At 67.3% G+C, this 25714-nt stretch carries 25 protein-coding genes; 13 read left to right on the top strand and 12 right to left on the bottom strand.

Annotated elements, in window-relative coordinates; all coding sequences use genetic code 11:
• The first annotated feature begins 11 nt into the window (after positions 1-11).
• From ABZ004_RS09565 to ABZ004_RS09550, 4 genes are read left to right on the top strand one after another with little or no spacing between them, the layout of a single operon-like run.
• Positions 12-1028, top strand: coding sequence for a hypothetical protein (locus ABZ004_RS09565; RefSeq protein WP_355679345.1), 1017 nt, complete (start codon positions 12-14; stop codon positions 1026-1028).
• A gap of 58 nt (positions 1029-1086) precedes the next feature.
• Positions 1087-2664, top strand: a complete 1578-nt coding sequence (locus ABZ004_RS09560; protein ID WP_355679344.1) for a hypothetical protein — start codon at positions 1087-1089, stop codon at positions 2662-2664.
• A 14-nt stretch (positions 2665-2678) separates the two neighbouring features.
• Positions 2679-3986, top strand: coding sequence for an ROK family transcriptional regulator (locus ABZ004_RS09555; RefSeq protein ID WP_355679343.1), 1308 nt, complete (start codon positions 2679-2681; stop codon positions 3984-3986).
• A 7-nt stretch (positions 3987-3993) separates the two neighbouring features.
• On the top strand, positions 3994-5277 hold the full coding sequence (locus ABZ004_RS09550) for a glycoside hydrolase family 125 protein (RefSeq protein ID WP_355679342.1): 1284 nt from the start codon (positions 3994-3996) through the stop codon (positions 5275-5277).
• On the opposite strand, the gene ABZ004_RS09545 is transcribed toward ABZ004_RS09550, so the two are convergent.
• The 5 genes from ABZ004_RS09545 to ABZ004_RS09525 all read right to left on the bottom strand — a co-directional run bounded on the left by ABZ004_RS09545 (position 5274) and on the right by ABZ004_RS09525 (position 9649).
• Positions 5274-6113, bottom strand: a complete 840-nt coding sequence (locus tag ABZ004_RS09545; protein WP_355679341.1) for an ABC transporter permease — start codon at positions 6111-6113, stop codon at positions 5274-5276. The two genes, ABZ004_RS09550 and ABZ004_RS09545, sit on opposite strands and share 4 nt — an antisense overlap.
• Positions 6103-7014 (bottom strand): ABC transporter ATP-binding protein, encoded by a 912-nt coding sequence (locus ABZ004_RS09540; RefSeq protein WP_355679340.1) that lies wholly within the window; start codon positions 7012-7014, stop codon positions 6103-6105. The genes ABZ004_RS09545 and ABZ004_RS09540 overlap by 11 nt, the downstream gene beginning before the upstream one ends.
• A gap of 147 nt (positions 7015-7161) precedes the next feature.
• Positions 7162-7827 (bottom strand): response regulator transcription factor, encoded by a 666-nt coding sequence (locus tag ABZ004_RS09535; RefSeq protein WP_355679339.1) that lies wholly within the window; start codon positions 7825-7827, stop codon positions 7162-7164.
• A gap of 20 nt (positions 7828-7847) precedes the next feature.
• On the bottom strand, positions 7848-8501 hold the full coding sequence (locus ABZ004_RS09530) for a response regulator transcription factor (protein ID WP_355679338.1): 654 nt from the start codon (positions 8499-8501) through the stop codon (positions 7848-7850).
• Positions 8498-9649, bottom strand: a complete 1152-nt coding sequence (locus ABZ004_RS09525) for a histidine kinase (RefSeq protein ID WP_355679337.1) — start codon at positions 9647-9649, stop codon at positions 8498-8500. Before ABZ004_RS09525 ends, ABZ004_RS09530 begins: the two co-directional genes overlap by 4 nt.
• 166 nt (positions 9650-9815) lie before the next feature.
• On the opposite strand from ABZ004_RS09525, the gene ABZ004_RS09520 reads away from it, so the two are divergent.
• Complete coding sequence (locus ABZ004_RS09520; protein ID WP_355679336.1) at positions 9816-10346, top strand: DUF6069 family protein; 531 nt, start codon at positions 9816-9818, stop codon at positions 10344-10346.
• Positions 10347-10377: 31 nt separating this feature from the next.
• On the opposite strand, the gene ABZ004_RS09515 is transcribed toward ABZ004_RS09520, so the two are convergent.
• Positions 10378-11085, bottom strand: a complete 708-nt coding sequence (locus ABZ004_RS09515) for an FCD domain-containing protein (protein ID WP_355679335.1) — start codon at positions 11083-11085, stop codon at positions 10378-10380.
• A 139-nt stretch (positions 11086-11224) separates the two neighbouring features.
• Here ABZ004_RS09515 and ABZ004_RS09510 point away from each other — a divergent pair, with 139 nt between their 5' ends.
• Entirely contained in the window at positions 11225-12445 is a 1221-nt protein-coding gene (locus tag ABZ004_RS09510; RefSeq protein ID WP_355679334.1) for an alpha-hydroxy acid oxidase, read from the top strand.
• Here ABZ004_RS09510 and ABZ004_RS09505 read toward each other — a convergent pair.
• The 3 genes from ABZ004_RS09505 to ABZ004_RS09495 form a co-directional block, all read right to left on the bottom strand.
• Positions 12442-13527 (bottom strand): sensor histidine kinase, encoded by a 1086-nt coding sequence (locus tag ABZ004_RS09505; protein WP_355679333.1) that lies wholly within the window; start codon positions 13525-13527, stop codon positions 12442-12444. The two genes, ABZ004_RS09510 and ABZ004_RS09505, sit on opposite strands and share 4 nt — an antisense overlap.
• 133 nt (positions 13528-13660) lie before the next feature.
• A complete protein-coding gene (locus ABZ004_RS09500) occupies positions 13661-14311 on the bottom strand; it encodes a pyridoxamine 5'-phosphate oxidase family protein (RefSeq protein WP_355679332.1) in 651 nt (216 codons plus the stop codon).
• Positions 14311-15597, bottom strand: a complete 1287-nt coding sequence (locus ABZ004_RS09495) for an MFS transporter (RefSeq protein WP_355679331.1) — start codon at positions 15595-15597, stop codon at positions 14311-14313. The genes ABZ004_RS09500 and ABZ004_RS09495 overlap by 1 nt, the downstream gene beginning before the upstream one ends.
• 193 nt (positions 15598-15790) lie before the next feature.
• Here ABZ004_RS09495 and ABZ004_RS09490 point away from each other — a divergent pair, with 193 nt between their 5' ends.
• On the top strand, positions 15791-16222 hold the full coding sequence (locus ABZ004_RS09490; RefSeq protein ID WP_355679330.1) for a hypothetical protein: 432 nt from the start codon (positions 15791-15793) through the stop codon (positions 16220-16222).
• A gap of 45 nt (positions 16223-16267) precedes the next feature.
• Here ABZ004_RS09490 and ABZ004_RS09485 read toward each other — a convergent pair whose 3' ends face one another.
• Complete coding sequence (locus tag ABZ004_RS09485; RefSeq protein ID WP_355679329.1) at positions 16268-16567, bottom strand: cupin domain-containing protein; 300 nt, start codon at positions 16565-16567, stop codon at positions 16268-16270.
• A 33-nt stretch (positions 16568-16600) separates the two neighbouring features.
• Here ABZ004_RS09485 and ABZ004_RS09480 point away from each other — a divergent pair, with 33 nt between their 5' ends.
• The 5 genes from ABZ004_RS09480 to ABZ004_RS09460 all read left to right on the top strand — a co-directional run bounded on the left by ABZ004_RS09480 (position 16601) and on the right by ABZ004_RS09460 (position 21605).
• The gene (locus ABZ004_RS09480; RefSeq protein ID WP_355679328.1) at positions 16601-17299 is read left to right on the top strand and encodes a class I SAM-dependent methyltransferase; all 699 of its coding nucleotides are present in this window, start codon (positions 16601-16603) and stop codon (positions 17297-17299) included.
• Positions 17300-17431: 132 nt separating this feature from the next.
• Positions 17432-17872 (top strand): NUDIX domain-containing protein, encoded by a 441-nt coding sequence (locus ABZ004_RS09475; RefSeq protein WP_355679327.1) that lies wholly within the window; start codon positions 17432-17434, stop codon positions 17870-17872.
• 412 nt (positions 17873-18284) lie between these two features.
• The gene (locus tag ABZ004_RS09470) at positions 18285-19403 is read left to right on the top strand and encodes a phosphotransferase (RefSeq protein WP_355679326.1); all 1119 of its coding nucleotides are present in this window, start codon (positions 18285-18287) and stop codon (positions 19401-19403) included.
• Between the two features lie 161 nt (positions 19404-19564).
• Positions 19565-20209, top strand: a complete 645-nt coding sequence (locus ABZ004_RS09465) for an alpha-ketoglutarate-dependent dioxygenase AlkB (protein WP_355679325.1) — start codon at positions 19565-19567, stop codon at positions 20207-20209.
• Between the two features lie 55 nt (positions 20210-20264).
• The gene (locus ABZ004_RS09460) at positions 20265-21605 is read left to right on the top strand and encodes an amidohydrolase (RefSeq protein ID WP_355679324.1); all 1341 of its coding nucleotides are present in this window, start codon (positions 20265-20267) and stop codon (positions 21603-21605) included.
• On the opposite strand, the gene ABZ004_RS09455 is transcribed toward ABZ004_RS09460, so the two are convergent.
• Entirely contained in the window at positions 21602-22003 is a 402-nt protein-coding gene (locus tag ABZ004_RS09455; RefSeq protein WP_355679323.1) for an SRPBCC family protein, read from the bottom strand. The two genes, ABZ004_RS09460 and ABZ004_RS09455, sit on opposite strands and share 4 nt — an antisense overlap.
• A 51-nt stretch (positions 22004-22054) precedes the next feature.
• Here ABZ004_RS09455 and ABZ004_RS09450 point away from each other — a divergent pair, with 51 nt between their 5' ends.
• A complete protein-coding gene (locus tag ABZ004_RS09450; RefSeq protein ID WP_355679322.1) occupies positions 22055-22462 on the top strand; it encodes a MarR family transcriptional regulator in 408 nt (135 codons plus the stop codon).
• A 49-nt stretch (positions 22463-22511) separates the two neighbouring features.
• Here ABZ004_RS09450 and ABZ004_RS09445 read toward each other — a convergent pair whose 3' ends face one another.
• Positions 22512-25382, bottom strand: coding sequence for a S8 family serine peptidase (locus ABZ004_RS09445; RefSeq protein WP_355679321.1), 2871 nt, complete (start codon positions 25380-25382; stop codon positions 22512-22514).
• Between the last annotated feature and the right edge of the window lie 332 nt (positions 25383-25714).

Raw genomic sequence — 25714 nt, 5'->3', positions numbered from 1 at the left:
GAGACCGCCCCATGCTCACCAAGCTCCTGACCTGTATGACGGCCTTGCTCGTCGCCGCCCTCGTCATACCTCCAACGGCCACAGCCGCCGGTGCTCCCTCAGATCCGGCCCGCGCCGAGCTGCGCGGGATCGTCGAGAACGTCACTGGCGCGACCGGCAAGCGGTACGGCGCACACGACGATGCCGGTCACACGATGGACACCGTCAAGATCATCCAGGACACCACCGGTGGCTATCTGGCCGTCTCGCACCACATGGCGAGCGACGGTCATTTCCGGGTCAACCTCGCCACCTCGACCGACCTGCTCAACTGGCACTGGGTCCGCGAACTCGCCGGCAGCAACACCGGAGCCGCCTCGCAGCCGACCATCGCCCAAGCCTCGAACGGCGGCTTCGTGATGGCCTGGGAGCAGGAGAATCCCGGCGGCGGGAACAACCATCTCGCCTTCCGGTACTTCGCCAGCAAGGCGGACCTGCTGGCCGGCCGGGTCGGCAAGTCGTTCGACGCCGCCCGGCGGTTGTCGACTTGCGCCGAGGGAACGCCGAACATCTACAAGATCACGCTCTCTCCCGATATCGAGCACTCCACGATCGACGTTGGCGGCCATTACTACTGGAACTGCGACCGGGACCGGCAGCAGCGCGGCACGCTGAAGAACTTCAACTCCTGGACCAACTCGGCCCAGTCCGACTACGACAACGCCCTGCTCTACTGGGGCGTCGGCGGCAACATCGGCGACCGCGATCAGGTGTCGTTCCGCGGCTACAGCTTCGGCCTGATCGAAGGTCAGTACACCAAGGGCGACTTCGGCTCCTGGCGCACGTTCGTCTACGACTACCAGACCGGCAACGCCGACAAAACGGCGATCCACACCGACGCAGGCAGTACGGCGTTCGCGAACCCGACGGTGACGGCGCTCCGTGCCCCGAACGGCCAGAACGCCATCCTGGTCACCCTCTTCATTCCCAGCGAAGGCGCCGGCCCCGGCGAATCAGGCGAGTTGATCTACTACCGGACCGTCTCTTGACTGGTCAAGAACTTAATAACTAAAGTCAATGGGGAAAGTCCGCCCCGAAGGAGCTTCTGTGAGTGAACCGGCCAAGGTCTTCATCCAGGCCGGCGACTCCTTGATGGCTGCCTCCCGGACCGAAGCCGGCATCTGGACCGCGGCAGGAGTCCAAGTCACCTGGACCGACCCCGACATCCTCGTGAGCGCGACCCGCGAGATCTCGCGGGTCGCGCTGCGCTGGGAACAGACCTTGTCCGCAGAGGCTTTGATCCTCGGAGACGCCTGGGAACGCTCGTACGGCGATCTCCAGTGGCGCCACCTCCAGCCGGAGCGCCTCCTCCCGTGGTACTGGCTGGCCCACGACCGCCGTACCGGCACCACCACCGGCATGGGCGTCGACGTGCACCCGGCGGCCTTCTGCGCGTGGACCGTCGACGGCGCCGGTGCCACCCTCTGGCTCGACCTCCGCAACGGCGGCGGACCGACCCACCTCGGCGGCCGTTCATTGGTCGCCGCAACCGTCCGACACTTCACAGACGCCGGTACGCCGTGGCTCACGCTGCACGCGGCCGTCGAGTCGATGAGTTCCCGCCTACCGGCGCACCCCGAGCCCGCGCCGATCGTCGGGGCGAACAACTGGTATTACGCGTACGGCGAAGGCTTCGACCAGAAGGCCGTTCTCCAGGACGCAGCGACCGTGGTCGAGCTGGCCGACGGGCATCCGGTCAAACCGTTCTCCGTGGTCGACGACGGCTGGAACCCCGGTGGCAACGCGTCGGGCGGCCCCTGGGAGAGCGGCATCGAAGGGGTCTTCGATGACATGGCCGGCACCGCCGCGGCCATCAAAGATCTCGGTGCCCGGCCGGGGCTCTGGTTCCGCCCGTTGCTCTCGCGCGAGGACGGCCCCTGGCGGCGTACGGGACAGACCGACGGCTTCGGGCGCGCGCTCGACCCGTCGTACCCGGAGGTCCTCGACCTGGTCCGCGCCGACCTGCACCGGTTCCGCGACTGGGGCTACGAGCTGGTCAAGCACGACTTCAGCACGTACGACGTCTTCGGCCGGTTCGGCCCGGCGATGGGTGCCCGACTGACCGATGACGGCTGGCAATTCCACGACGCGACCCGTACGACGGCCGAGATCGTGCTCACCTTCTACCGGGAGATCCGTGAGGCCGCCGGCGACGTCGTACTGATCGGGTGCAACACCGTCGGCCATCTCGCGGCCGGGCTGGTCGACATCCAGCGGACCGGGGACGACACCTCCGGACGCGACTGGGAGCGGACCCGGAAGATGGGGATCAACTCACTGGCCTTCCGGCTACCGCAGCACAACCGGTTCTTCACTCTGGACGCGGACTGCGTGCCCTGCACGCCGCAGACGCCCTGGGAGCTGAACCGTCAGTTCCTGGACCTCGTCGCTCGGTCAGGGAGCGCTCTCTTCGTCTCCGTCGACCCCGCCGCGAGGACGGAGCAGACGGATCGCGATCTTGGCGACGGTATACGGTTGGCTCTCAGCGGTGGTGACGCGGCAGTGGGTGGGATCGAGCCGCTGGACTGGCTGGCGAACACGACGCCGAACGTCTGGCGGACCGGCGACGGCGAGGTCCGCTACGACTGGTCACTGGCGTGGGGCGCCGACCCAGCAAGCCGCTGAGGACAGGGGGAGTGGTGAGCACCGAGCAGCCTCCGGTGGTAGTACGCCGGGGTACCAACCTGGATCGGGTGGGCGGCTTCAACGACACCGTGGTGCTGGACGCGATCCGCCGCGCTGACGAACGCCTCAGCCGGGTCGAGATCGCGGCCGCGACCGGTCTCTCCGGCCAGGCCATCTCCAACATCACCCGCCGGCTGCTGGACGCCGGCCTGGTCCGCGAAGCCGGCCGCCAGAAGAGCGCCGGCCTCGGCAAACCGCGGACCCTCCTCGAACTCGAACCCACCGGCCAGTACGCCGTCGGCGTGCACCTGGATCCGGCCGTCGTCACCGTCGTCGTGCTCGACCTGACCGGCCAGGTAGTCGCGCGTCGGCGGACCGAAACACCTGCAAGCACCGACGATCCGGATGTCATGATCGCCGGCATCGCCGCCACTGTCGAAGAGGTCATCGTGGCGGCCGGCGCACCACGGGAGCGAGTGGTCGGTGTCGGGATCGCTGCCCCCGGTCCGATCGACGTCGAGCGCGGTGTCGTGGTCGACCCGCCGAACCTGTCGGCCTGGCATCTTGTTCCCCTTCGCGACGCCTTGCGTGACCGGACCGGGCTCCCGGTGCTGCTGGACAAGGACGTGACCGCCGCGGCGTCGGCGGAGAAGTGGGCCGGTGGACCGAACGGCCGCGGCAGCTTCGTCTTCTTCTATCTCGGCACCGGTGTCGGCGCCGGGCTGGTGATCGGCGACGAGGTGGTCCGCGGCTCGTCCAGCAACGTCGGCGAGATCGGGCATGTGATCGTCGACCCGGACGGACCGCTCTGCTTCTGCGGCCGCCGTGGGTGCGTCGGCCAGACCAGCCAGCCGCGCTACCTGGTGCAGCAGGCGATCCAGGCCGGAGTGCTTGCCCAAGGCATCGACCTCGACGATCGGCATGCGGTCGACATCGCTTTCATCGAGTTGTGTGCACGGGCCGGTGCCGGGTTCGGTGCTGCCCGGGACATCATCACGACGCTGGCCGGCCGGATCGCGAAGGTGGTCGAGGACATCGCGAACCTGCTCGACCTGGAGCGGGTGGTGTTCGGCGGCCCGCTCTGGGACCAGCTCGCGCCGTTCTTCGACGAATTCGTCCGGGCCGCGCTGGTAGAGCGCTTCCTGGTGCGTTCCGTGCATCCGTTCCAGGTGACCGGGACGTCGCTCGGCGCGGATGTCGGCGCGGTCGGTGCGGCCGCCCTGGTGCTCGACCACACGTTCTCTCCCAACCCCTCTGTCCTGCTGCTCGGACCTCCTGAGCTGGCCTCGGCCACGGTCCAGCTCGGCTCTGCTGAAAGGTGATGTGTTGATGACCGGTATCGATCGCGACGTTCTGGCTCGCGCCGTCGAGGAGGTCCGCCGGGCGACCGGCGACCCGGTGATCGCGGGGATGTTCGAGCGCTCGATGGCAGAGAACCTGCCCGCGGTCGCCGAACGGTTGCCGGACGGGACGACCTTCGTGCTGACCGGTGACATCCCCGCGATGTGGCTGCGTGACTCGGCCGCCCAGCTCCGCCCGTACCTGGTGCTGTGCGGTGACGATCCGGCCTTGCAGGACACGCTGATCGGGGTCCTGCACCGCCAGCTCGAGTACATCGCGATCGACCCGTACGCGAACGCGTTCAACCGGGCTGCCGACGGTGCCGGGCACACCGGCGACGAGACCGAGATGTCGCCGTGGGTGTGGGAACGCAAGTACGAGATCGACTCGCTCTGCTACCCGATCGAGCTGGCCTACCGGCTCTGGCGGATCACCGGACGCAAGGACGTGATCGACCACCGGTTCGTCGCGGCGGCCAACGCGACGCTGGAGCTGTGGACGATCGAGCTCGATCACGAGAACAACTCGCAGTACCGGTTCCAGCGGCATGACGACCGGCCCTCGGACACACTGGTCCGGGAGGGACGCGGGCGGCTCACCCAGCCGACGGGGATGTCGTGGAGCGCATTCCGGCCGAGCGACGATGCCACCGAGCTCGGGTTCAACGTGCCGGGCAACATGTTCGCCTCGGCGGTGCTCAGGTTCCTGCAGGTGATCGCGACCGAGGTGCTGGACGACGACTCGCTGGCTGCCCGGGCGAAGGAGCTCAAGGCGGGCATCGACGACGGGATCGCCCGGTACGGCATGGTGGACCATCCGGCGTACGGGCGGGTTTATGCCTATGAGGTGGACGGTTTCGGTGAGTACCTGCTGATGGACGATGCGAACATGCCGAGCCTGTTGTCGGCGCCGATGTTCGGGTTCACGGCGGCCGACGACCCGGCGTATCTGGCCACCCGGAAGTTGCTGCTCAGCCCGGAGAATCCCTACTACTACAGCGGATCCGCGGCGGCTGGTATTGGTAGCCCGCATACTCCGCCGGACTACGTGTGGCCGATCGCGCTGTCTGTCCAAGGTCTGACGAGCACCTCTGCCGAGGAGCGGCAGCACCTGCTGGAAGTGCTGCGCGACACCACCGGCGGGACCGGTCAGATGCACGAAGGCTTCCACACCGACGACCCCACGAAGTACACGCGGGAATGGTTCTCGTGGGCGAACGCCATGTTCTGCGAACTGGCCCTCGCCCACGCGGGTCTTCGACTTCCCGACTAAGCCACATCCCGGCGGCGGGTGGTGAAGGCGGCGAGCGCGATGAAGACGGCGGCGTACCCGAGCAGTGTCAGGAGAGCGCGATCTCCGCTCACCGCATCCCGTACGCCGGGTGGCGCGTCGCCTGCGGCAATCCCGGTGACCGCGTAGATCAGCGACCCTGCGTTCGCGCCTGGCATGGCATCGGACAGGAACTCCAGACTCGGCAGCAGGCTGCTCACCAACCCGGCCAGCAACGCCTCGATGCCGAGGACCCAGACGACGCCGAGCCCGATCGGCAGGGCAACGTTGCGGAAGGCAATGGCTAGAGCAGCCCCCGCGAGACACCACATCGTCAGTACCAACCAGCCGCCGGCCAGCCCCTGCAGCAGGTCGACGGGACTCGGCCAGTTCATCGCAGCCCCTTCTTTTGCGGCGATTCCGATGCTGCACAACGAGCAGGCGACGAAGATCCCGAGCACCCAGACGGCGACCGCTGTGAACAGTCCGAGGAACTGACCGGCCAGCAGCGAGCCGCGACCGGGGCGTTGGGTGAGGATTGTCTTCAGCGTTCCCCAGGTGTACTCGCCGCCGATGACGATCGCGCCGAGCACCAGGGCAAGCGCTCCCGCGAACACCGGGAAGCCGCCGAGGGCGTTGTCCAGCACGCGTTCGGGCAGCATGCCGCGCAGTACTTCGGCCCGTGGGATCCCGCCGGTCTGCTGGTCGCCGGTCGCATAGCCGAGGTACGGCACGATGTAGCCGAAGATGAGGCTCAGCACCAGGCCGGCACCGAACAGCACCCAGACCGCGGATCGCTTGCGAAGCTTGAGCAGCTCCGCTCGATAGCTAGCCAACATCAGCCTTCTCCTTGCTGGTGAGTTCGAAGAACACGTCCTCGAGTGCTCGTTCGGTACTGCGAAGTTCGGAGACCTCGATCCCGGCTTGCACCAGAACCCGGTTCACCTCGGCCGCGCGGGCCGGCGGCAGGCTCACTCGCAGCGTGTCGTCATAGCGATGAACGACGTCGCCGAGAGCGTTCCGTAGTACGGAGTGAGCGCTCTCCAGTGGTGCTGCGCGGATCACGAGTTCCTGTTGTTCGCGGAGCTCCTCGACGGCGTGCTCGGCGACCATCCGGCCCTCGCTGATGATGCCGACCCGGTCGCAGATCTGCTGCACCTCGCCGAGCAGGTGACTCGACAGCAGTACGGTCCGGCCGTCCGCACCGAGTTCGCGGATCAGCCGCCGCATGTCCCGCATGCCGGCCGGGTCGAGGCCGTTGGTCGGCTCGTCGAGGATCACCAGCTCGGGATCCTTGAGCAGCGCGGCCGCGACCCCGAGGCGTTGCTTCATCCCGAGGGAGTACGTCGAGAAGCGGTCGCGGGCGCGATCGGTGAGGTCGACCAGCGCGAGGACCTCGGCGATCCGGGTCCGCGGCACCTCGGCGTACTCGGCGAGGAGCCGGAGATTGTCGAGTCCGGAGAGGTAGGGATAGAAGGCCGGCGACTCGATCATCGAGCCGGTCCTGGCGAGGACCTGAGCCTGGCCCGGTGATCCGCCGAGCACCCGGACGGTGCCGCTGGTCGGCGCGATCAGGCCGGTGAGGATCCGCAGCGTGGTGGTCTTGCCGGCGCCGTTGGGACCGAGGAATCCGTACACCTCGCCGGGGTGGACGAGCAGATCGACACCATCGACCGCAAGGGTGTCGCCGTAGCGTTTGGTCAGGCCGGTGATCTCGACCAGCGGGGCAGTTTGTGTCATACGACGAGCCTGGCGGTCGGGCCGGTGTTCCCGCGTCGCCCCAACGGAGTGACCCCGGCTACCGCCGGGGGAGTACGAACCCTGGCCCAACCCCGGTCCGCGGCGTAGGAAGCTGCCGACCCTGCCGACCTGCACGCGGAGCCGAGGTCAGCCGAGCCAGCCTGGGCGGACGAGACCTGTCTGATAAGCGACGACCACCAACTGCGCGCGGTCCCGAACACCGAGCTTCACCATCGCCCTGCTGACGTGCGTCTTGGCTGTCGCCGGACTCAGCACCAACCGCGCGGCGATCTCGTCGTTCGACAACCCTTCGCCGACGAGCGCCACGATCTCGCGTTCTCTCTCCGTCAGGACGTCGAGTTCCTTGCTCGCGTGCGGCTGACGGCTCCGCGTCGCGAACTCCGCGACCAGCCGCTTGGTCACGCCAGGGGAGAGGAGCGCATCCCCGCGCGCCACCACCCGCACGGCTTGCAGAAGCTCAACCGGCTCGGTGTCTTTCACTAAGAACCCACTGGCCCCGACTCGCAGCGCCTCGAACACGTACTCGTCCAGATCGAACGTCGTCAGGATCACCACGTGCACATCGGCCAGCGCATCATCCGCGCCGATCTGCCGAGTCGCCTCCAGCCCATCGGTCCCAGGCATCCGGATGTCCATCAGCACCACATCAGGCTTCTCCGCCCGGGCAACCTCCACGGCAGCAGCCCCATCGGCCACCTCACCGATCACCGTGATGTCGTCCTCGGCATTCAGCAACGACCGGAACCCGGCCCGCACCAACGCCTGATCATCCGCCAGCAACACCCGAATCATGCGCCCACGCTAAGCCATCGTCAGGCCAGTCCCGCATCGTGCGCCAGCAACGCGATCTGCGTCCTGTTGCCCAGATCCAACTTGGTGAGGATGTGCGAGATGTGCGCTTTCACCGTCGCCACACTCATGTACAACTCGGTCGCGATCTGCGCATTCGCCTTGCCCTGCGCAACGGCCAGCATCACGTCGTACTCCCGCGGACTCAGCTGCTCCAGCGCCGCCCGTGCTTTGGTATGCGCATCCGCCTCGGTCGCCGCCCGATCCATCAACCGGCGCGTGATCGCCGGTGACAGGATCGGATCGCCCGCCGCCACCCGGCGTACGGCCTCCACGATCTGTGCCGGCGGCGTGTCCTTCAGCAAGAACCCGCTCGCCCCGGCCCGTAGCGCGTGCAGCACGTTCTCATCGGTGTCGAACGTCGTCAGCACGACCACCTCCGGCGGATTCTTGCGCGCCCGCAGCCGCCGCGTCGCGACGATCCCGTCCACCCGCGGCATCCGCAGATCCATCAGCACCAGATCGGGGAAGTGCTTGTCGATCGCCTCTGGTACCTCGTCGCCGTCGGCCGCCTGACCCACCACGGAGATCCCGTTCGCCCCGTCGAGCATCATCTCGAGACTTGCCCTGACCAGGGCATCGTCGTCCACGACCAGGACCCTGATGGACTCGCTCATGCGGGCCACGGTAGCGAGGCATGCAGGCGGAACGCGTCACCGGCCTCGCCGTGATCCAGCGTCCCACCCGCCAGCTGCACCCGCTCGGTCAACCCGACCAGCCCGGTGCCACTCCCTGGCGTCAGCGGTACGCCGTTGCCGCGCGGGTTGGTCAGTTCGATCTGCAGCGTCCCACCCGGCTGCCCCTTCACCACCAGCGTCACCGGCCGTCCCGCCGCATGCTTCCGCGCGTTCGTGAGCCCTTCCTGCACCACCCGGTACGCCGTACGCCCGGTTGCCGGCGGCAACGAATCCGGCGCGGTGACCGCTTCGGCGTACCGGATCTCGGTGCCCGCGTCGCGCGATTCGGCGACCAGCGCGGTGAGGTCGGCGAAGGTCGGTTGCGGTCGTCCGCCCGGTAGCTCCTCGATCTCGCTGTCCCGGAGCACGCTGATCACTTCTCTCAGTTCATCGAGCGCCTGATGGACTCCGGTGCGGATCACGCCGGCCGCCTGGGCCAGCTTCTCCGGCGACGAATCGGGTCGGTATTCCAGTGCGCCGGCGTACGTCGCAAGTAAGGAAAGCCGATGCGCCAGCACGTCGTGCATCTCCCGAGCCATCTTCGTCCGCTCGAGCGTCCGCGCCTCGGCGACCCGTCGCCCCTGCTCGTTCTCAGCCCGGAGAGCGCGCTCTCGCAGCGAATGGAGGAGCGCCCAGCGGGCCTGATTCCATTGGCCCCAGCCGAGTAGGGCCGCATGGACGGCGATGTCCAGGATCAGGAACCATCCCAGGCTGAGACCCTCGATCGGCCGCAGGATTGCCTGGAGCAGATGGCCGGCGGTCCCAGCGAGTGCGACCACAGCGGCCGTCCGCAGCGGGCGTCGCTGGGCGACCGTGAGGGTGCCGACGGTCGACGGAGGCGTCGCCGCGGGGGAGAGGGCGGCCAGTGCCGCGAGCGCCAGCGACGTCTGAATCGGTCGGCGCCGGAGGAAGAGGATCAGGGCACAGGCGATCACACCCACAGCCACGTCGACGATGAGCCAGCCCGTCGTCTCACCGTCCGACTGCCGTCCCACGATCGTCATCGCGGTGAGTACGCCGATCACGCACATCGCGATGAGATCGGCCGTGCGGCCGGCGCGGGCCGGCCCGCAGTTCGTCTCCTCCATGCCGCCGACAGTAGGCGTTCCTGCGTCGGCGTCGCCACCGACCAAAGTCGAAGCCGTACCAACCTTCAGCGGTACCTCTCCAGCCTCCCGACTGATGCCCCTCCCCGCACCTGCGCTGGATGGTTGGCGACATCAGAACCGCCCACCGTTTGGAAGAGGCAACGAAATGACCACCAACAAAAGCAATCAAGCCGACCGAGTCTCCACCCTCCCGCCGGCCGGAGCCGGTACGGCTACCGCAGCCTTCGGCCAAGCCCCGCGACCTGCCGCGAAAGGCGGCGGTCTGCCTCGTCGGGTGGTAGGCCGTCGGCGGCTGAGCGTCGTCGGATTCACCATCGGTGTCGCGCTGATCTGGTGGGCGATCTTGTCCCAGGCGCTAGGAATCGATCTGGTGGCCAAGCAGGGATCTGTCACGCACATCAAGGGCGGCTCAGTCTTCGTCGCCACACTGGTGATGAGTCTCGCCGGCTGGGGCCTTCTCTCAATCCTCGAGCGCCGTACCGTGAACGCCCGCAACGCCTGGACAATCGTCGCGACGATCTTCTGCATCACCTCACTCGGCAGCCCACTTTTGAACGGCATCGGCACCGACGCCAAACTGGCCCTGGCTTCCCTCCACCTGCTCGTCGGCGCCTCGGTCATCCTCGGCCTCCGCCGCACCGCCCTCACCACCGCCGACCGCTGCACCACCTGCTAAAGCCGCGCCACCTGGTACGTCCGTGCGCCTGTTAAAGCCGCGCCGCCCGATAGAACCCTTCGATGTGATCCACCACCAGCCGCGACGCCTCGTCGGCCTTCCCCTCCCGGATCGCCGAGACAATCGCCCGATGCTCAGCCCGCAACCCAACTGCCGTGGCATCCCAGTCCGGCAGATTGGGCACGGCCGCCAGCACATACCCATGAATAGCCGTCCGCAACGACGACATCACCGCCGCGATCAACACGTTCCCCGCCAGCGCCGCCATCGCCACATGAAACTCTGCATCCAGCAAATGAAACTCCTCCGGCGACAACGCAGGCGAATCCATCCGATCCAACAACCCCTCAGCCACCCCAAGCCCCGCCAGATCGTCTTCTCCTGAACTGGAAGCGAAGCGGTCTGCGGCTTGGCGGGCGGCCCAGGATTCCAGGAGGACCCGGGTTTGGACGATATCGCCCATCGGTAGGTGGTTTGTTGCCAGATGCAACCGTAAGAGGGCGGTCAGCGGGGAAGCCGGTTCCGCGACGATGACCGCGCCTGCCTCCGGCCCGGAACCGGTCGCGGTCCGCACGACCCCCATCGCCTCCAGCACCCGCACGGCTTCCCGCACCGACGGCCGGCTGATCCCCAGCTGCTCCGCCAGAGATCGCTCTCCCGGCAGCCGCTCACCCAGCCGCAACCGCCCCGCCGCCAGATCCGCCTCGACCCGGCTCAGCACCAGCTCGTAGTTCTTCACCGCACCCCAAGGATGATCGCGGCGATCGCCGGAAGTTCGTCGTACAAGCTCATGGCAGGGAGTCTAGCCCTGTGGTCGGACCACAGACTATGCTGTGGTCCGACCACACAATCCTCCCCGGCTGAGAGAGCGCTTCCCGATGACTGATCGACAGCTGCCGCGCTGGTCCGAGCTGAAGCCCTTGCTGCGGGCCAAGCCGGTCACCGTCAACCCGACCGACCGGCGACTCGAGAAGGCGCTCACCATCGCCGACCTGCGCGCGATCGCCAAACGCCGTACGCCGCGCTCGGTCTTCGACTACACCGACGGCGCCGCCGAGGCCGAGATCAGCCTGCAGCGCGCCCGCCGGCTGTTTGCCGAGATGGAGCTGCAGCCGTCGATCCTGCGTAACGTGTCGGAGATCGATCTCAGTACGACGATCCTCGGCAACCGCTCGGAGCTCCCGTTCGCGTTCGCGCCGACCGGCTTCACCCGGATGATGAATCACGAGGGCGAGAGCGCGGTCGTGAAGGTCGCCGAACGCCTCGGCATCCCGTACGCCCTGTCCACCATGGGCACGACCTCGATCGAAGACGTCGCCGCGGCCGCTCCGGATGCGCGGAAGTGGTTCCAGCTCTACGTCTGGAAGGACCGCGAGTCCGGCGAGGACCTGGTCAAGCGGTCGGCAGCTGCCGGGTATGAGGCACTGATGTTGACGGTCGATGTCCCAGTCGCCGGCGCCCGGCTCCGCGACGTACGGAACGGCTTCACCATCCCACCGTCCCTCACGGTCAAGACCGTGCTCGACGCGTCCATGCACCCGGCTTGGTGGGCCAACCTGCTCACCACCCGCCCGCTCACCTTCGCGTCCCTGTCGAGCTGGGACGGCACGGTCGCCGATCTCCTGAACCAGTTGTTCGATCCGACGATGACCATCGACGACCTGAACTGGCTCCGTTCGATCTGGGACGGCCCGCTCATCGTCAAGGGCATCCAGACCGTCGAGGATGCCCGTCGGGTCGTCGATGCCGGCGCCGACGCGATCGTGCTCTCCAACCATGGCGGTCGCCAGCTCGACCGCGCGCCCACACCACTGCGCATCCTGCCTGAGGTTCGCAAGGCCATCGGCAGTGACGCCGAGATCTACCTCGACACCGGCATCATGAGCGGCGCCGACATCGTCGCAGCGGTTGCTCTCGGCGCGGACGCCTGCCTGGTCGGCCGCGCGTACCTCTACGGCTTGATGGCCGGCGGAGAGCGCGGCGTCGCCCGGGCAGCAGAGATCCTCACCACCGAAGTGCGCCGCACCATGGCTCTGCTCGGCGTCTCCCAGGTCGCCGATCTCAACCCGTCCCACGTCCGCCTGCCTGAGGCTCGCTAGACCTCAGCAGGCTCCAACGGCAACTGGGCAACGATCCTGAGCCCACCGGCCGGCGTACGGGTTGCTGTGAGCGTGCCACCCAGTGCAGTGGCGCGCTCACGCATCCCGATGATGCCGTTGCCTTCCGTGGGCGGCCCCAACAGCGACCGGCCATCGTCATCCACCTGTACGACGAGCGCGCGCTCGCCGTACTGGATGCGCACTGTCGCCGAAGAAGCGCTCGCATGCCGTACTGCGTTGGTCAGCGACTCCTGGATGATCCGGAACGCAGCGCGATCCAGGCCGGTCGGCAGCGGACGTGGATCCCCATGGATCAGGGTGTGCACTTCCAACCCGGCCATCGACGTACGGCTGACCAGACTGTCGAGGTGGTCCAGTCCGACGACAGGCTGGCGTGGTGCTGCTTCGTCCGACTGTCGCAGGATGCCGACGATCGATCGTAGCTCGACCAGTGCTTCTTTGCTGGCCTCCTTGATCGCCGCAAGAGCCGGAACGGCCTGCTCTGGTTGGCGATCCGCAAGGTGGAGCGCTGTCGACGCCTGCACGTTGATGAGCGAGATGTGGTGTGCCACGACGTCGTGCAGCTCCTGGGCGATCCGTAGACGTTCCTCACCTGCCTTGCGCAGCTCTTCCTCGCGCCGGGTCTGCTTGGCCGCCATGACCCGCTCACGGTGTCCACGGAAGAGCTCGGCCAGGAACCCGAGCACCACGAAGCAGGTGCCGACCAGGAGGATCTGGTAGATGCCCTGGCCATGAATCCCGAGCGCGATGCGGCCCAGCACGTGCCCGGCGTACAGGGTCACGATCGCGGACCAGCCGGCCGCCCTGTGGCCGAGGCGGATCGCGGTGAAGACAGCGATGACGAAGCTGAAGATCACCGGGCCGTACGCGTACTGCATCAGCATGTAGACGAGCGTCGACACGACAGTTGCCCACAGCACCGGGATGGGCCGGGAGCGGAGCCAGTACAGCGACACCGACCCGATCAGCAGCAGGACGACCATGAACCAGTCGGCCGCCCGGCGATCCGTTTCACCGCGCGACGCCCCGAACGATCCGACGACGGCCACCACCGTGATCACGGTGGGCAGCATGACTCGCCTCACGCGCTCGTCGTGTCGAGGATCGGTAGTGTTCACCCTCGAACCGTAAAGGGCGACCTGACCAACTGTCATCGCCGCCACGTGGTACTTCGCACTGCTACATCTGCGGTAGTCAGTACTTCGTCTGGTAGATCCCGGCCTCGTACTGCGGCCCGTAGTACTCCTCCAGCTCGGACAGCTCGGCATCCTTGCGGTCCAGTGCCTTGGCGATCTTCGCGCGGCTCGGCACTGCCTCGGGGTTCCAGGTCTCCGGCTTCCACAGCTTCGAGCGGAGGAACGCCTTCGAGCAGTGGTGGAAGATCTCCTCGATCTCCACCAGCAGCGCCAGTTGCGGCCGGTTGCCCTTCACGATCATGTCGTCGAAGAACGGCGCCTCGCGGATGATCCGGGCCCGGCCGTTGATCCGCAGCGTCTCGCCGCGACCTGGCAGGAAGTAGATCAGCCCGACATGCGGGTTACTGATGATGTTGAGGAAGCCGTCGACGCGACGGTTGCCGGCCCGCTCCGGGATCGCGATCGTGGTGTCGTCCAGAACCTTGGTGAAGCCGGCCGGGTCGCCCTTGGGGGAGACGTCGCAGCTACCGTCCGCCGCAGCGGTGCCGATCAGGCAGAACGGCGACTCGGCGAGCCACTGCCGGTCCAGCTCGTGCAGCTCCTTGCGGACCTTGTCTGCGGTGGTCTGTAGCGGCGCGGGGACGAGCTCCCGCAGTTCGTCGTACGACGTGATCTCGACCAGTTCTGCCCCGTTAAGTCGGTACGTCATCAGGCGGCGCACTCCTCGTTGAGTGACGGCTCGATCACCAGGCTGGCGGACCGGGTCCGTGCTGCCCATCGTACGGCGGGACCAGTCGCCACACTGGTCCCTAGGAACAGTGCACCGACCACCAGCCAGCCGATCGGGCCCCGGCCGAGGATCAGCGTCGTCAGCAGCGCCGGGCCGAGCATGCGGGCGATCGCAGGGCCCGTTCCGAAGAAGCCTTGGTACTGCCCCTGCTTGTCGGCGGGGGCGAGTCCGAAGCTGATCTCCCAGGCACCGGAGGCGAGCTTCATCTCTCCGAAGGTCAGGAGCGCTGCAGCGACAGCCAGTACTGCGGCGGCTCCTGCCGGGGCCATTCCGAAGGCGCTGAGGGCGAAGACGCCGCAAGCGGCCAGCATGGCGACTCCGGCGAAGCGGACCGAGCGGGTCGCAGTACGGAGGTCCTTGACGCCGCGAGCGATGCGGACCTGGAACAGCGTGACACCGATGGTGTTGACGATGAGCAGTGAGGCGACCACCCAGCTGGGAGCGTTGGTGCGCTCGACGATCCACAGCGGTGCGACCAGGCTGAGTAGCGGCATGAACATCAGCATCACTGCATTGAGGAGCGCGAGTACGGCGTACGGGCGGTCGTGCAGGACTGCGAGGCGGGGTTCGCCGGCTTTTGCTTTGACTGCGGTGACTGCGGGGACCCGATGGATCAGGACGGCGGCGACCAGGAAGCTGGCTGCGTCGATTGCGAACACTGTCAGGTACGCCGGTGCTGTGTCGAAGCGCAGGGCGACTCCACCGAGTGCGGCTCCTACTGCGAGTCCGGCGTTCACTGTGGCCTGTAGGAAGGCGCGGATGCGGGTGCGCTCAGCCGGGCTGACTAGTCCGGCCAGCAGGGCTTGCCGGGCGGCGCTGAGGCCGGTCTGGCTGCTGGCGTAGGCGATCGCGGCGATCAGGAAGAGCGGGAAGCTGCGGACGAAGAGGAACGATCCGACGGAGAGCGCCGTGGAGAGGGCCAGCAGGATCGCGACGCCACGGGGACCCTTGCGGTCGGCAAGGTTGCCGAGCGGTACGCCGGTGAGGAAGCCGACCAGCCAGGCGATGGTGAGGCCGAGGCCGACCTGGGCGGTGGAGAGGCCGACCACCCGGGTGAAGAACAGGGCCGAGGTGACGATGAAAGCGCCGTCGCCGACCGAGTTGGCCAGCTGGGCCATCGCGAGGTTGCGGGCGGCGCCGGCCGGTGGGAGGAGGCTGGCCAGGCGTCCTGCGGCGGCGGTGCGATCAGTGGCGGTGCTGGTCATCATCGGTCTCCTTGCTCGCTTGATGTCTTGAGCTTAGAGGTCCAGCGGCCCAGCCTGTGGGTCCACTTCTGGTGCATCTACATGGGCCAATTGCCGGCGGTGAGGGGGATGACCTGTCGGCCTTGTGGGAGGTGGCTCGAATTGCCCTGTGGACAACTCTCGGACCGCCTCCGAATCGCGGCACCTTGTAGGTATGAGCTTCCTGAACCTTCCCACCGACTGGTCCGAGACGCCGCTCTCGGACCCCACCCTCGCCGCCGACGTCGTCGATCTCTGCCTGAGCGTAGGAGATCGGCGCCTCGGCCTCCTCAAGGCGATCTTCTGCGACCCCGAGGATCGCTTCCACGGCCAGGTCGAGATCGAACTCCGCGACCGCCACGACCAACTCCACCTCACCGACCCCCGCGCCGTCCTCGAACCACTCGCCGTCGCCCTCCGCTCTGCCCCCAGCAACAGCGTCCTCCTCGCCCTAGGGCGCCCCGGCCCGTCCTCCTGGCCCGCCATCGACAACAACTGGGCCGAAACCGCCAGCACCATCTGCGCCGACTCCAACATCCCCCTCCTGGCTTTCTACGTCGCCACCACCGAAGAAGTCCACCGAGTCGAGGCGACGGTCAATGCCTGAACCCACAACGCCGACCGTCTTCGCAGCATCGCCAGGCACCGCTTGTCAGCCGCGGGACGCCAACAGATGTGCGCGTTCGCCCTGAGCTCCGAAGAGCGTGAGCAGCTCCGCGGGCTCAGCGGTGGCGCTGCCGATCGCATGCGGCACGCGGGTGTCGAACTCGGCGGCCTTCCCGGCACCGAGCAGAAGATCCTGCTCACCGAGGATCAGCCTGACCTGCCCGTTGAGAACGTAGAACCACTCATACCCCTCGTGGGTCTGCAGTTTCACCGGACTCGACCCGCCTGCGGGCGGATAGATCACCTTGTACGCCTGGATCGCGCCGGCTCGCCTGGTCAGCGGCACGACAACCAACCCGAACCGCCGTACCGGCTTCAAGTGGATGCGCGGATCCCCAGTGGGCGGCGCCTGCACCAGGTCGTCGAGCGGTATGCCGTGAGCCCGGGCCAACGGCAACAACTGCTCCAGCGTCGGCGTGCCAACCCGCTCCTCGTCGAGATCGCCACACCTTTGCCCGCGGGCTCCGCGCTAGACCTCGGTTCCGGACGCGGCGGCGACGCCATCTGGCTAGCCGAGCAAGGCTGGCGCGTCACCGCCGTCGACATCTCCACCGCGGCGGTCGAGCAACTCCTCGAGCACGCCCGCGCTGCAGGTCTCGGTCCCCAGATCATCGCCGAGCAACACGAGCTGTCTCAAAGCTTTCCGAGCGGCGAGTTCGATCTCATCTCCGCGCAGTACTTCCAAAGCCCCTACGAGCTGCCCCGAAGCCAGATCCTGAGCACCGCCGCGGCTGCCCTACGCCCCGGCGGCCAACTCCTGATCGTCGACCACGGTTCCATCGCCCCCTGGTCGTGGAACCAGGATCCCGATACCCACTTCCCATCACCCACTGAGATAGCCGCTTCACTCAACCTCGACCCGGCGCACTGGACGGTACGACGTGCCGACCAGCCTCGACGCCAAGCCACCGGCCCTAGGCGAAGACGTCCGCAACTGGAACGCGACCATGCACCCCACCCCTACCGACACCATCATCACGTCACGCCGGCCACGCCGACATTCTTCGCGAACAACTAGACGGCGCGACCGGCCGCTGACCCGCCAACACAACCTCGGCATCCCACCGCCTAGTGATCTCCACCGGCCGCCCAACCTGCGGCACCACCGCGTGCTGATCCCGCTGACCCCGGCGCACGCGAGGGTGTCTTCATGAGTGAGCGCATCCGGTTCGCGGCGGTGATCCAGCAAGGTAACCAGGTCCTGATGGTCCGTGAGCGAGTCCAGACCGCACCCGGCCACCACGACGGCCCCGAATACTGGACCCTCCCCGGCGGCGGCATCGAGCAGGGCGAAGACCCCGAACTGGCCGTACGCCGAGAAGTCCTCGAGGAGGTCGGCCTCGAGATAGTCGAAGCTCGCCAGGTTGCCCATGTCCCTTACTCCTCCGGCCTGACCACTGTCTTCCGCGTGGAAGTCGCCCCCGGCGAACCCCGCCTAGGCGTCGACGACCTCGACTGCCTCTGCCCAAGAATGGTCGCCCTCGACTGGGTCCAACCCCCGTCCCTACCCACCAACCACGGCGGCTCCCCAGTCCCGGCCGATCGAAAAAGGGAATGTCTGTCCATCGGGACCGATGCACGGCGACGCTAGGTGCTCAGGTGACCAGCGGCCGGGTCTCTGCCGGCTTCGGACCCGGACGGCGCTGTCGGCCGCCAGAGGCGGCATCTGCGGCCCCGGACGATTCGGTCGCCATCGGCAGGCCCGTCCCGCGAGGAGTCGGCGGGAGCCGGGCGAGTCCCCGGCCGACGCCCTCGGATACACCACCGGCGCCGGCGCCCGCTGTTCGGGCGTCGCGTTGCGGGGGTGCAGTTGGTTGTCGTTGACACGGGCGTCTGGTCCCGGCACGATCGGTGCACGGCGTTGCCGACGCCCAGCCTCTGCGGACCTGCCCCAGCCGGGTCCTCGAGAAGGTGAAGGGGAATCTGCCCTCAAGGCTGCTGCTGTCCAGGCCTGTTTCGAGTGCCGCTTCGCTGGGGGAACGGGGCACGTCGAGGAGGCTTGTATGACCAAAGAGGGCAGTTTCAAGCGCGCAGTACGCCAACGGGCTCAAGCGACCGGTTTGCGGTACACCGAAGCCCGTGCCGCCCTGGAGAAGGGCCGCACGTCACCGTTTGCCCGGACCCGCCCGGTCGAGTTCGCGGAACTGAGAGCGCACCTCGAGGAGCGATACGGCATTCGCATCACCTCGATCGCGCCCATCGACGACGATCCCGACACGCGACCGAGCGGGTCCTGGGTCGGTCACTACCCCTGGACGCTGGTCGTCAAGCGAGCGGACGGCCCGCCCTGGATCGCTCGAGTCTTCTCGTCGGCAGCGGACACGGTCGGCCGCGTCGAGGGCGATGCGGAGATCCTGCGATTCCTGGCCTCGCACGACTTCCCCGCGGAACGGCCCGCGCAGGACAGTCCGGTGTCGGTGTTCGAGGGAAGCGGCGTGATCGTGACCGAGTACCTCGAGGGTGGACGTCCGATCCAGTCGCCGGCGGTGCTCCACGAGCTGGCGAGTCTGCTCGGTCGCCTGCACGAACTGCCGGCGGCCGGTGGTGCGGTCGCGCGGGACGGTGGGTCGGAGGAGCACGATGGCGCCTTCTTCGTAGGACGACCGAAGCAGGATCTTGCGGCGGCGATGAGCTTCCTGGTGAGCGTCGAGGACGCCGTCGCTCCCGAGGGGCGTGAGATGTTCGACTGGCTCCAGGACAAGGTCGAGCACGCCGACGACGCGGAGGGCCTGCCCGAGGCGTTCACCCACGGGAACTACCACGCCTGGGCGGCCGTCGGTACGCCGGGCAACCTCGCCATCGTGGGCTGGGCAGGGTCCGGTCGCGGACCGCGCCTCCCCGCCCTCGCCTGGCTGCTCACGACCGCGGGGGAGGGCGACACCGAGGGCGTCGAGGCCGTCGCGCGCGGGTACCGCGAACACGTCCAGCTCACCGGCGAGGAGATCGACCGGCTACCCGGCGTACTGTCCATGCGGCCGCTATGGCTCGCCTGCCTCGACTACCGCGAGTCGGTGCGCAGAGGATCGACCCCGCCGATGGACGAGGGCTGGATCGGCTGGCTCGCCCACCCCGAGCACGCCGAACGACTAGCAGCCCGGGCGATTGCGTCCCTGCAAAGCTGACTCACGGAAGAACCTCGAGGGCTTCGGCGGCTTCTCGCGCTGCTAACGCTCTGCGACGAGCTCGCGGCACGGGCAGCCTTGCCGCGAGCTCGAGCTACGCCGGGACATTGTTACTAAGGTTTAAGGGAACAAGTGTTCGAACGGCGTGTATTGTGGTGGGCATGGCTGGAGGGCTTCAGGCTTCGTTGCTGGACGCGTTCGAGGATCCCGCTCTGGGGTCCCTGGCCGGCGTTGAGCGGACAGAGTTGGGTCAGGGTGCGTGGATCGACGTGCTTCCGGGGTGGTTGACCGGGGCGGATCAGGTGTTCGATCGACTGGCGGTCGAGGTGCCGTGGCGCGAGGAGCGGCGGCAGATGTACGACCGGGTGGTCGACGTGCCTCGTCTGCTCTGCTTCTACGGCGAGAGCGACAACCTCCCGCTGCCGATTCTCGACGAGGGTCGGGATCTCCTCAGCGAGCATTACGCCGACGAGCTCGGTGAGCCGTTCCGGACTGCTGGTCTCTGCTACTACCGCGACGGTCGCGACAGCGTCGCCTGGCACGGCGACAAGATCGGCCGCGGCGCCCGCGAGGACACCATGGTCGCCATCCTCTCCGTCGGTGAGCCGAGAGTCCTGGCGCTCCGCCCGCGGCCCGGCAGCACCACTGCCAAGGTGTCGTCCACCATCCGCTACCCCTTGGGGCATGGCGACCTCATCGTCATGGGCGGCTCCTGCCAACGCACCTGGGAACACGCCATCCCCAAGTCCACCAGCCGCACCGGCCCCAGAATCAGCATCCAATACCGCCCCCGAGGCGTCCGCTGACTGAACCGCTGGTAGCAGAGACTGGAGCGACGGGCGACGTCGAGCTGGAGGATTCATGCGGCAGTTGGTGGTCCGGAACTGTTCTGTTCTGGTGGTCCCGCAGGTGGGGGAGTGCCGGGTCGACGAGGCGCAGGACATCCACATCCAGGACGGCGCGATCATACGGATCGCCGAGACGGAGCCCGCCTACACAGAAGTCGAGGTTCTCGACGCGACCGGCCTACTCGCAGTACCGGGGCTTACGAACTCGCATACGCACAGTCCGATGGTGATGATGCGGGGTGCGGCGGAGGATGTGTCGATTGACGACTGGTTCAATCGGAAGATCTGGCCGATGGAGGTCAACCTCACGCCGGAGCGGGTGAAGGTCGGCGCGCGGCTTGCCTGTGCCGAGATGCTGCTGGGCGGTGTCACCACCTTTGTCGATCACTACTTCCACGCGGACCAGATCGCCGCTGCGGCCCTCGAGTCCGGTATCCGCGCCGACCTCGCCCCCACCTTCTTCTCCTCCACCGGCACCGAAGGACGAGAGGCAGCCTTCGAAGCAGCCCGCGAGATCCGCGCCCTAGGTCAATCAAGCGGCCGCATCACCGCCTCCCTCGGACCGCATGCGCCGTACACGGTCAGCGACGAAGACCTTCGCCGTACTGCGGAAGTTGCGCGGACCGAAGGTTTTCGCGTTCACCTGCATGCGGCCGAAACCGACGACCAGACGCACTCCTCGATCGACCAGCACGGCGTCACCCCGATCGAGGTGCTCGCGCGCACCGGCGTACTCGAAGCAGGCGCCCTCATCGCCCACGGCTGCGGCATCCGCGACGCAGACCTCGCACTGCTCCAGCCCTACCGAGACCGTACGGCGATCGCCTGCTGCCCCAAGGTCTACCTCAAACTCGCCATGGGCTCGACCACGCCCATCAAAGCCCTGCAAGAGAACGGCATCCCCATCGGCATCGGCACCGACGGAGCGGCGGTCCACAACACCCTTGACGTCTGGGAATCCCTTCGCCTGGTAGCCCTCACGCAAAAGCAACGCGAACAGAACGCCGAGTGGATGACCATCTCCGACACCCTTCGCTTGGCCACCCGAGGCGGCGCGACAGCAGCCGGCCTCGCAAACCTCACCGGTGCCCTAGAGCCAGGCCGCCGAGCCGACATCGCACTGGTAGACCTGAAAGCTCCCCACCACCAGCCAGTCCACGACCCCCGCGCCAACTTGGTCTACTCAACCCGCGCCTCAGACGTAGTCCACGTACTGGTCGATGGAGAAGTGGTGGTCCGCGACCGAACCCTCACCAAAGTCGACCTCACCGGGATCATCGAGGACGCCCGCTCCCTGGCCCACACCCTCGTCGACCTCTCCGCCAACGCAACCATCCAGACCTACGCGCCCTAGGCGGCTTCGCAGAACCTCCGCACGGTCTGAAGTTCCTCATCGATGATCTTCAACTGATCGGCAACAGCCGCCTCGGGCGTACCGGCAGGAAAGACAAGGGTGAACTGATACTCAGCGCCCTCGCCATTGGGCAGCACCCGACTGAACCCACCGGTCCGAGGATCTGCGGCCCGGAGGAAGTCCACCGTGCCTGCGTCACGCGAGGTCCGCACGATCAGCCGAAGCTTCTCGGTGCCGTAGTCCACCACCCACTCGTCCCCACTCGTCGCGATGTTCGGCGCGAATCCAGGTGCCCACTTCAGCAGGTTCCGGGCATCACCTACGAAGTCGAAAACGGTGGACGGCGGAGCGGCAATGGAGATCGTCCGCGTCTCAGCGCGGCCAGAAATAGTATGCATGTGTAGATGATAAGCACGCGCACATGATTTGTCACTGTCTACGATGACCCGGTGGAACGCGAAGACCTAGGAGCCCTGCTCGCCCAGCTGATGCGGCGCGTGATGGAGGCCGAGCGGCCCATCCTCGACGCCCAAGGCCTCTCGATGTGGGGGTACGCCGTCCTGTCGCGCCTGGCCGACCAGCCCATCCAGACCCAACAGGCCCTCGCCAAAGCCATCGGCTACGACAAGTCCCGCCTCATCCCGCTGCTGGACACCCTCGAACAAGACGGCCTGCTGACCCGCCAGCCGGACCCCACCGACCGCCGCGCCCACACCATCGCCCTCACCCCCGAAGGCACCGCCCGCCTCAAGGCAACAAAGTCCGCCATCCACACCATGGAAGAAGACCTGCTCGCCCCCCTCACAGCCAGCCAGAAGCAAACCCTCTTCATCGCCCTCAGCCGCCTGAAGCCCTGAAACACAAAGTGCCCCGGCCTCTCGAAAGAGACCGGGGCACTCGGCGCACTTAGTTGACCGTGAAGGTCTTCGTTGCGGAGACGGCTGTTGCGTGGTCTCCGTCGGTCTGGAAGACGGCTCGGTAGTTGTAGGTGCCCTTGGCGGTGGGCTTGATGCCGAAGGCGTAGTTGCCGGTGGCATTCAACTTCACCGAGGTGATGGTGGTCCAGGTGGAACCGACCAGGCGCTGCAGGTAGATCGGCGAACCGTTGTGCTCCGGGCGGACGTAGCCGTAGAAGCTGGTGGAGGCGCCGAGCTTGATCGTGCTCGCGGTGAGGTACGCCGCGATCGTCGGACGAACCTGCGTGGTGAAGTTGCCGGTGCGCGAACCGAGTAGGTCAGCCGAACCGTCGTAGCCCCAGGCGAAGACGGTCGAGTAGACCGGCTTGTAGGGGAGGACGACGGTGCCGGTGGCGTCGGTCGTCTTCCGGGCGATCTCGCGCCAGACGGTGCCGTTCGCGTTGCGGCCGTAGAGCGAGAACGGGACGCCTGCCAGCGGCGCCCCGGTGTCGATGCGCGTGACCTTGCCCGTCATCGTGACCGTGGTGCCGAAGTCGACGATGCCGGCCGGAGCCAGCGTCAGCGAGCTCTTGGTGCCGATCAGCTGGGTGGTGGCGGGAGTAGCGCTGAACTTGCCACTCCGGTCCTTCACCCAAGCGCTGAACGCATAGCTCGTCGAGTTGGCCAGCCCAGTCGCAGTAGCAGAAGTGGCTGCTCCCGGCGCCACGGCGATCCCAGCCGTCGGTGAGGCCGGGGGAGTAGTCCCGGCTGCAGCGCGGACGACGACCTGGTCGAGATCCGTGATGCCGGCCGGGAGGGTCCAGCTCAACGCAGCCGTCGTGTAAGCGCCGGTCGCGTCGAACCCGGTCACCGGAGCAGGAGCCTGGTCGACCGTACGGAAGTACGAGGTGAACGAGTCGGTCGGCGCACCGCTGGTGGCCTGCAGACCATCAACAGAGATCCGGTACGGCGTGTTGTCGAGCAGCTCCGAGTTCGGCGTGATGGTGATCTGCTTGGTGTCGGCCGCGTACTCGACGGTGCTCGGCACCACCGCGCCGGTCGCGCCGTTGAGCAGCTGGACCGTGCTGTCGATGACACTCGCCGGCGACAGGTCCGTCGCAGAAGTCAGCACAGGCTTCACGTTCTGCGCGACACCGGTTGCGTAGTTCTGCACCGATGAGTTCTGCAGCCAGGCGCCGCCGGCAACCGGGTCAGGCCCAGCTCCCGAATCGGTGTACGACACGGTGTAGGTGCGGCCGTCGCGCGAACCGTTGTAGTTGCGCACCGAGATGTAGTTGTCGCCGGCAACGAGATTGACGTCGACACTGGCGGTCAGCGCCACCGGGGTCTCCGGCTCGGTGTCGATCTCGACCGAGCCGGTCTGCTGGAGGTCCTTGTCGTACACCTTCACGACAGGGGCGAAGTTCTGCGCCCGGTTCGCCCAGTCGTAGACCTGCGTCGTCACCTTGATCGCCACGCTGCGAGCCGTCGCGCTGGTGATCTTGTACCAGTCGACGTCGCCCTCGGGCCCGGTCGAGCCGGTGATCGAGGTGCCGGTGATCGCGGTGGCGCGAGCCGGGGTGTCGTTGCCGTCCGGACCGGCGGTCCAGTACTCCGGTGCCCAGGCGCCACCGAGGGCGTTGTAGGCATCGAGGATGCCGGCGCCGTAGTACGGGTCGAGGCCGCGCGGGCCCGCGTCACGAGCTGTGGACTTCAGCCGCGCCATGACCTGCGCGGGCGTGTAGCTCGGGTACTTGTTCCGTAGCAGGGCGGCGACGCCCGCCACCATCGGGGCGGAGAACGAAGTGCCGCTGCCTGTCCAGTAGGGCAGGTAACCGGCCGGGGTCAGGCTGCGCGGACCGGTGGAGATGATCTTCCAGCCGGGCGCTGCGATGTCCACCCAGTCGCCCTGGGTGCTGAAGCTGGTCAGGGCGCCGTTGTTGTCGGTCGCCGCAACGGACAGGACCTCGGAGTACGACGCCGGGTAGCTCGGCGATGCGCTGCCGCTGTTACCGGCCGCGGCGACCACCACAACACCCTTGTTGACCGCTGCCGTGATCGCGTCGTGCAGCAGGCTGTCGTCGCCGTCACCGCCGAGGGACATGTTGATTACCCGGGCACCGTTGTTCGCGGCCCAGGTGACGCCGTCGATGATGTCCGAGTCGTACCCGTTGCCGTCCTGGTCGAGCACCTTGACCGGCAGAATCTTGACGTTCCAGGCGACCCCGGCGACGCCTGCGCCGTTGTTCGTGTTCGCGCCGATGATGCCGGCGGTCATCGTGCCGTGGCCGGCGTCGTCGTTCGGCGAGGCGGCCGGATTGATGATGTTGCGTCCGGCCAGTACCCGGCCGGTCAGATCTGGGTGGCCGGCGTCGATTCCGGTGTCCAGTACGGCGACAGTCTGCGTGCCGGCCGTCTTGGTGAGATCCCAGGCCTGCGGCATCCGGATGGCACCGAGGGAGCCGGCTTGATCCGAACCGTAGAAGGTGTCGTTCGGTACGGCGCTCGCCGAGCGGACGTAGTCGAGCGACGCCTTCTCGACGCTGGCGTCGGCCCTGAGCGTCTTCAGCATCTCGGGCGCGGCCGGCGTACCGGTGACCGCGGTGATGCCGCCGCTACCGATGGCGGACGACGAACGGCTGTTGACCTTGGCGAGGGCCTTGGACTTTGCGGAGGCTGAGGCGCTCTTCTTGAACTTGACCAGGACGGTGTTGGGCGCGAAGGCAGGCTTCGCCGGGCGGGCGAAGGTCGGCTTCACGGCGTACGGGCCTGGTGCGGGCTGGGCGGCGTTGCCGGAGGAGCCGGTGAGGGTGACCAAGGTGGCGGCTACCAGAGCAGCGGGCACACCGAGGCGCAGCAGATGAACTGGGCGGATGGACACGGACCCCCCCAAAGGGTCTCGAGAATGGACGTTCAGGCCCGGAGTATGTCAGAGCCCGCCGACCAACTCACCGAAGGTCCGAATGTCAAAAGCTGCAATTTCACTGCCCTACCAGGAGAAGTGGTAGCGGTGAGTTGTGGCAAGAGTACGCAGAGTGGAAAGCCCGAGTGCTTGCAGGACTGCGCGCAGCGAGTTGAGTGGTGACGGTGGGTGGGGCGAGTGTTAAGGGACGGTATGGAATTTCGGGCGTGTGATTGCCGGAGTTTGTGGATGGGAACCTGTGAAAGCAAAATCGCGGGTGAGGGGCGATTCGTGCCTGAACGGGCGAGGAT

This window comes from Kribbella sp. NPDC006257 (assembly GCF_040613535.1).
Classification (GTDB): Bacteria; Actinomycetota; Actinomycetes; order Propionibacteriales; family Kribbellaceae; genus Kribbella.
This window is presented reverse-complemented; position numbering and strand designations above follow the sequence as displayed.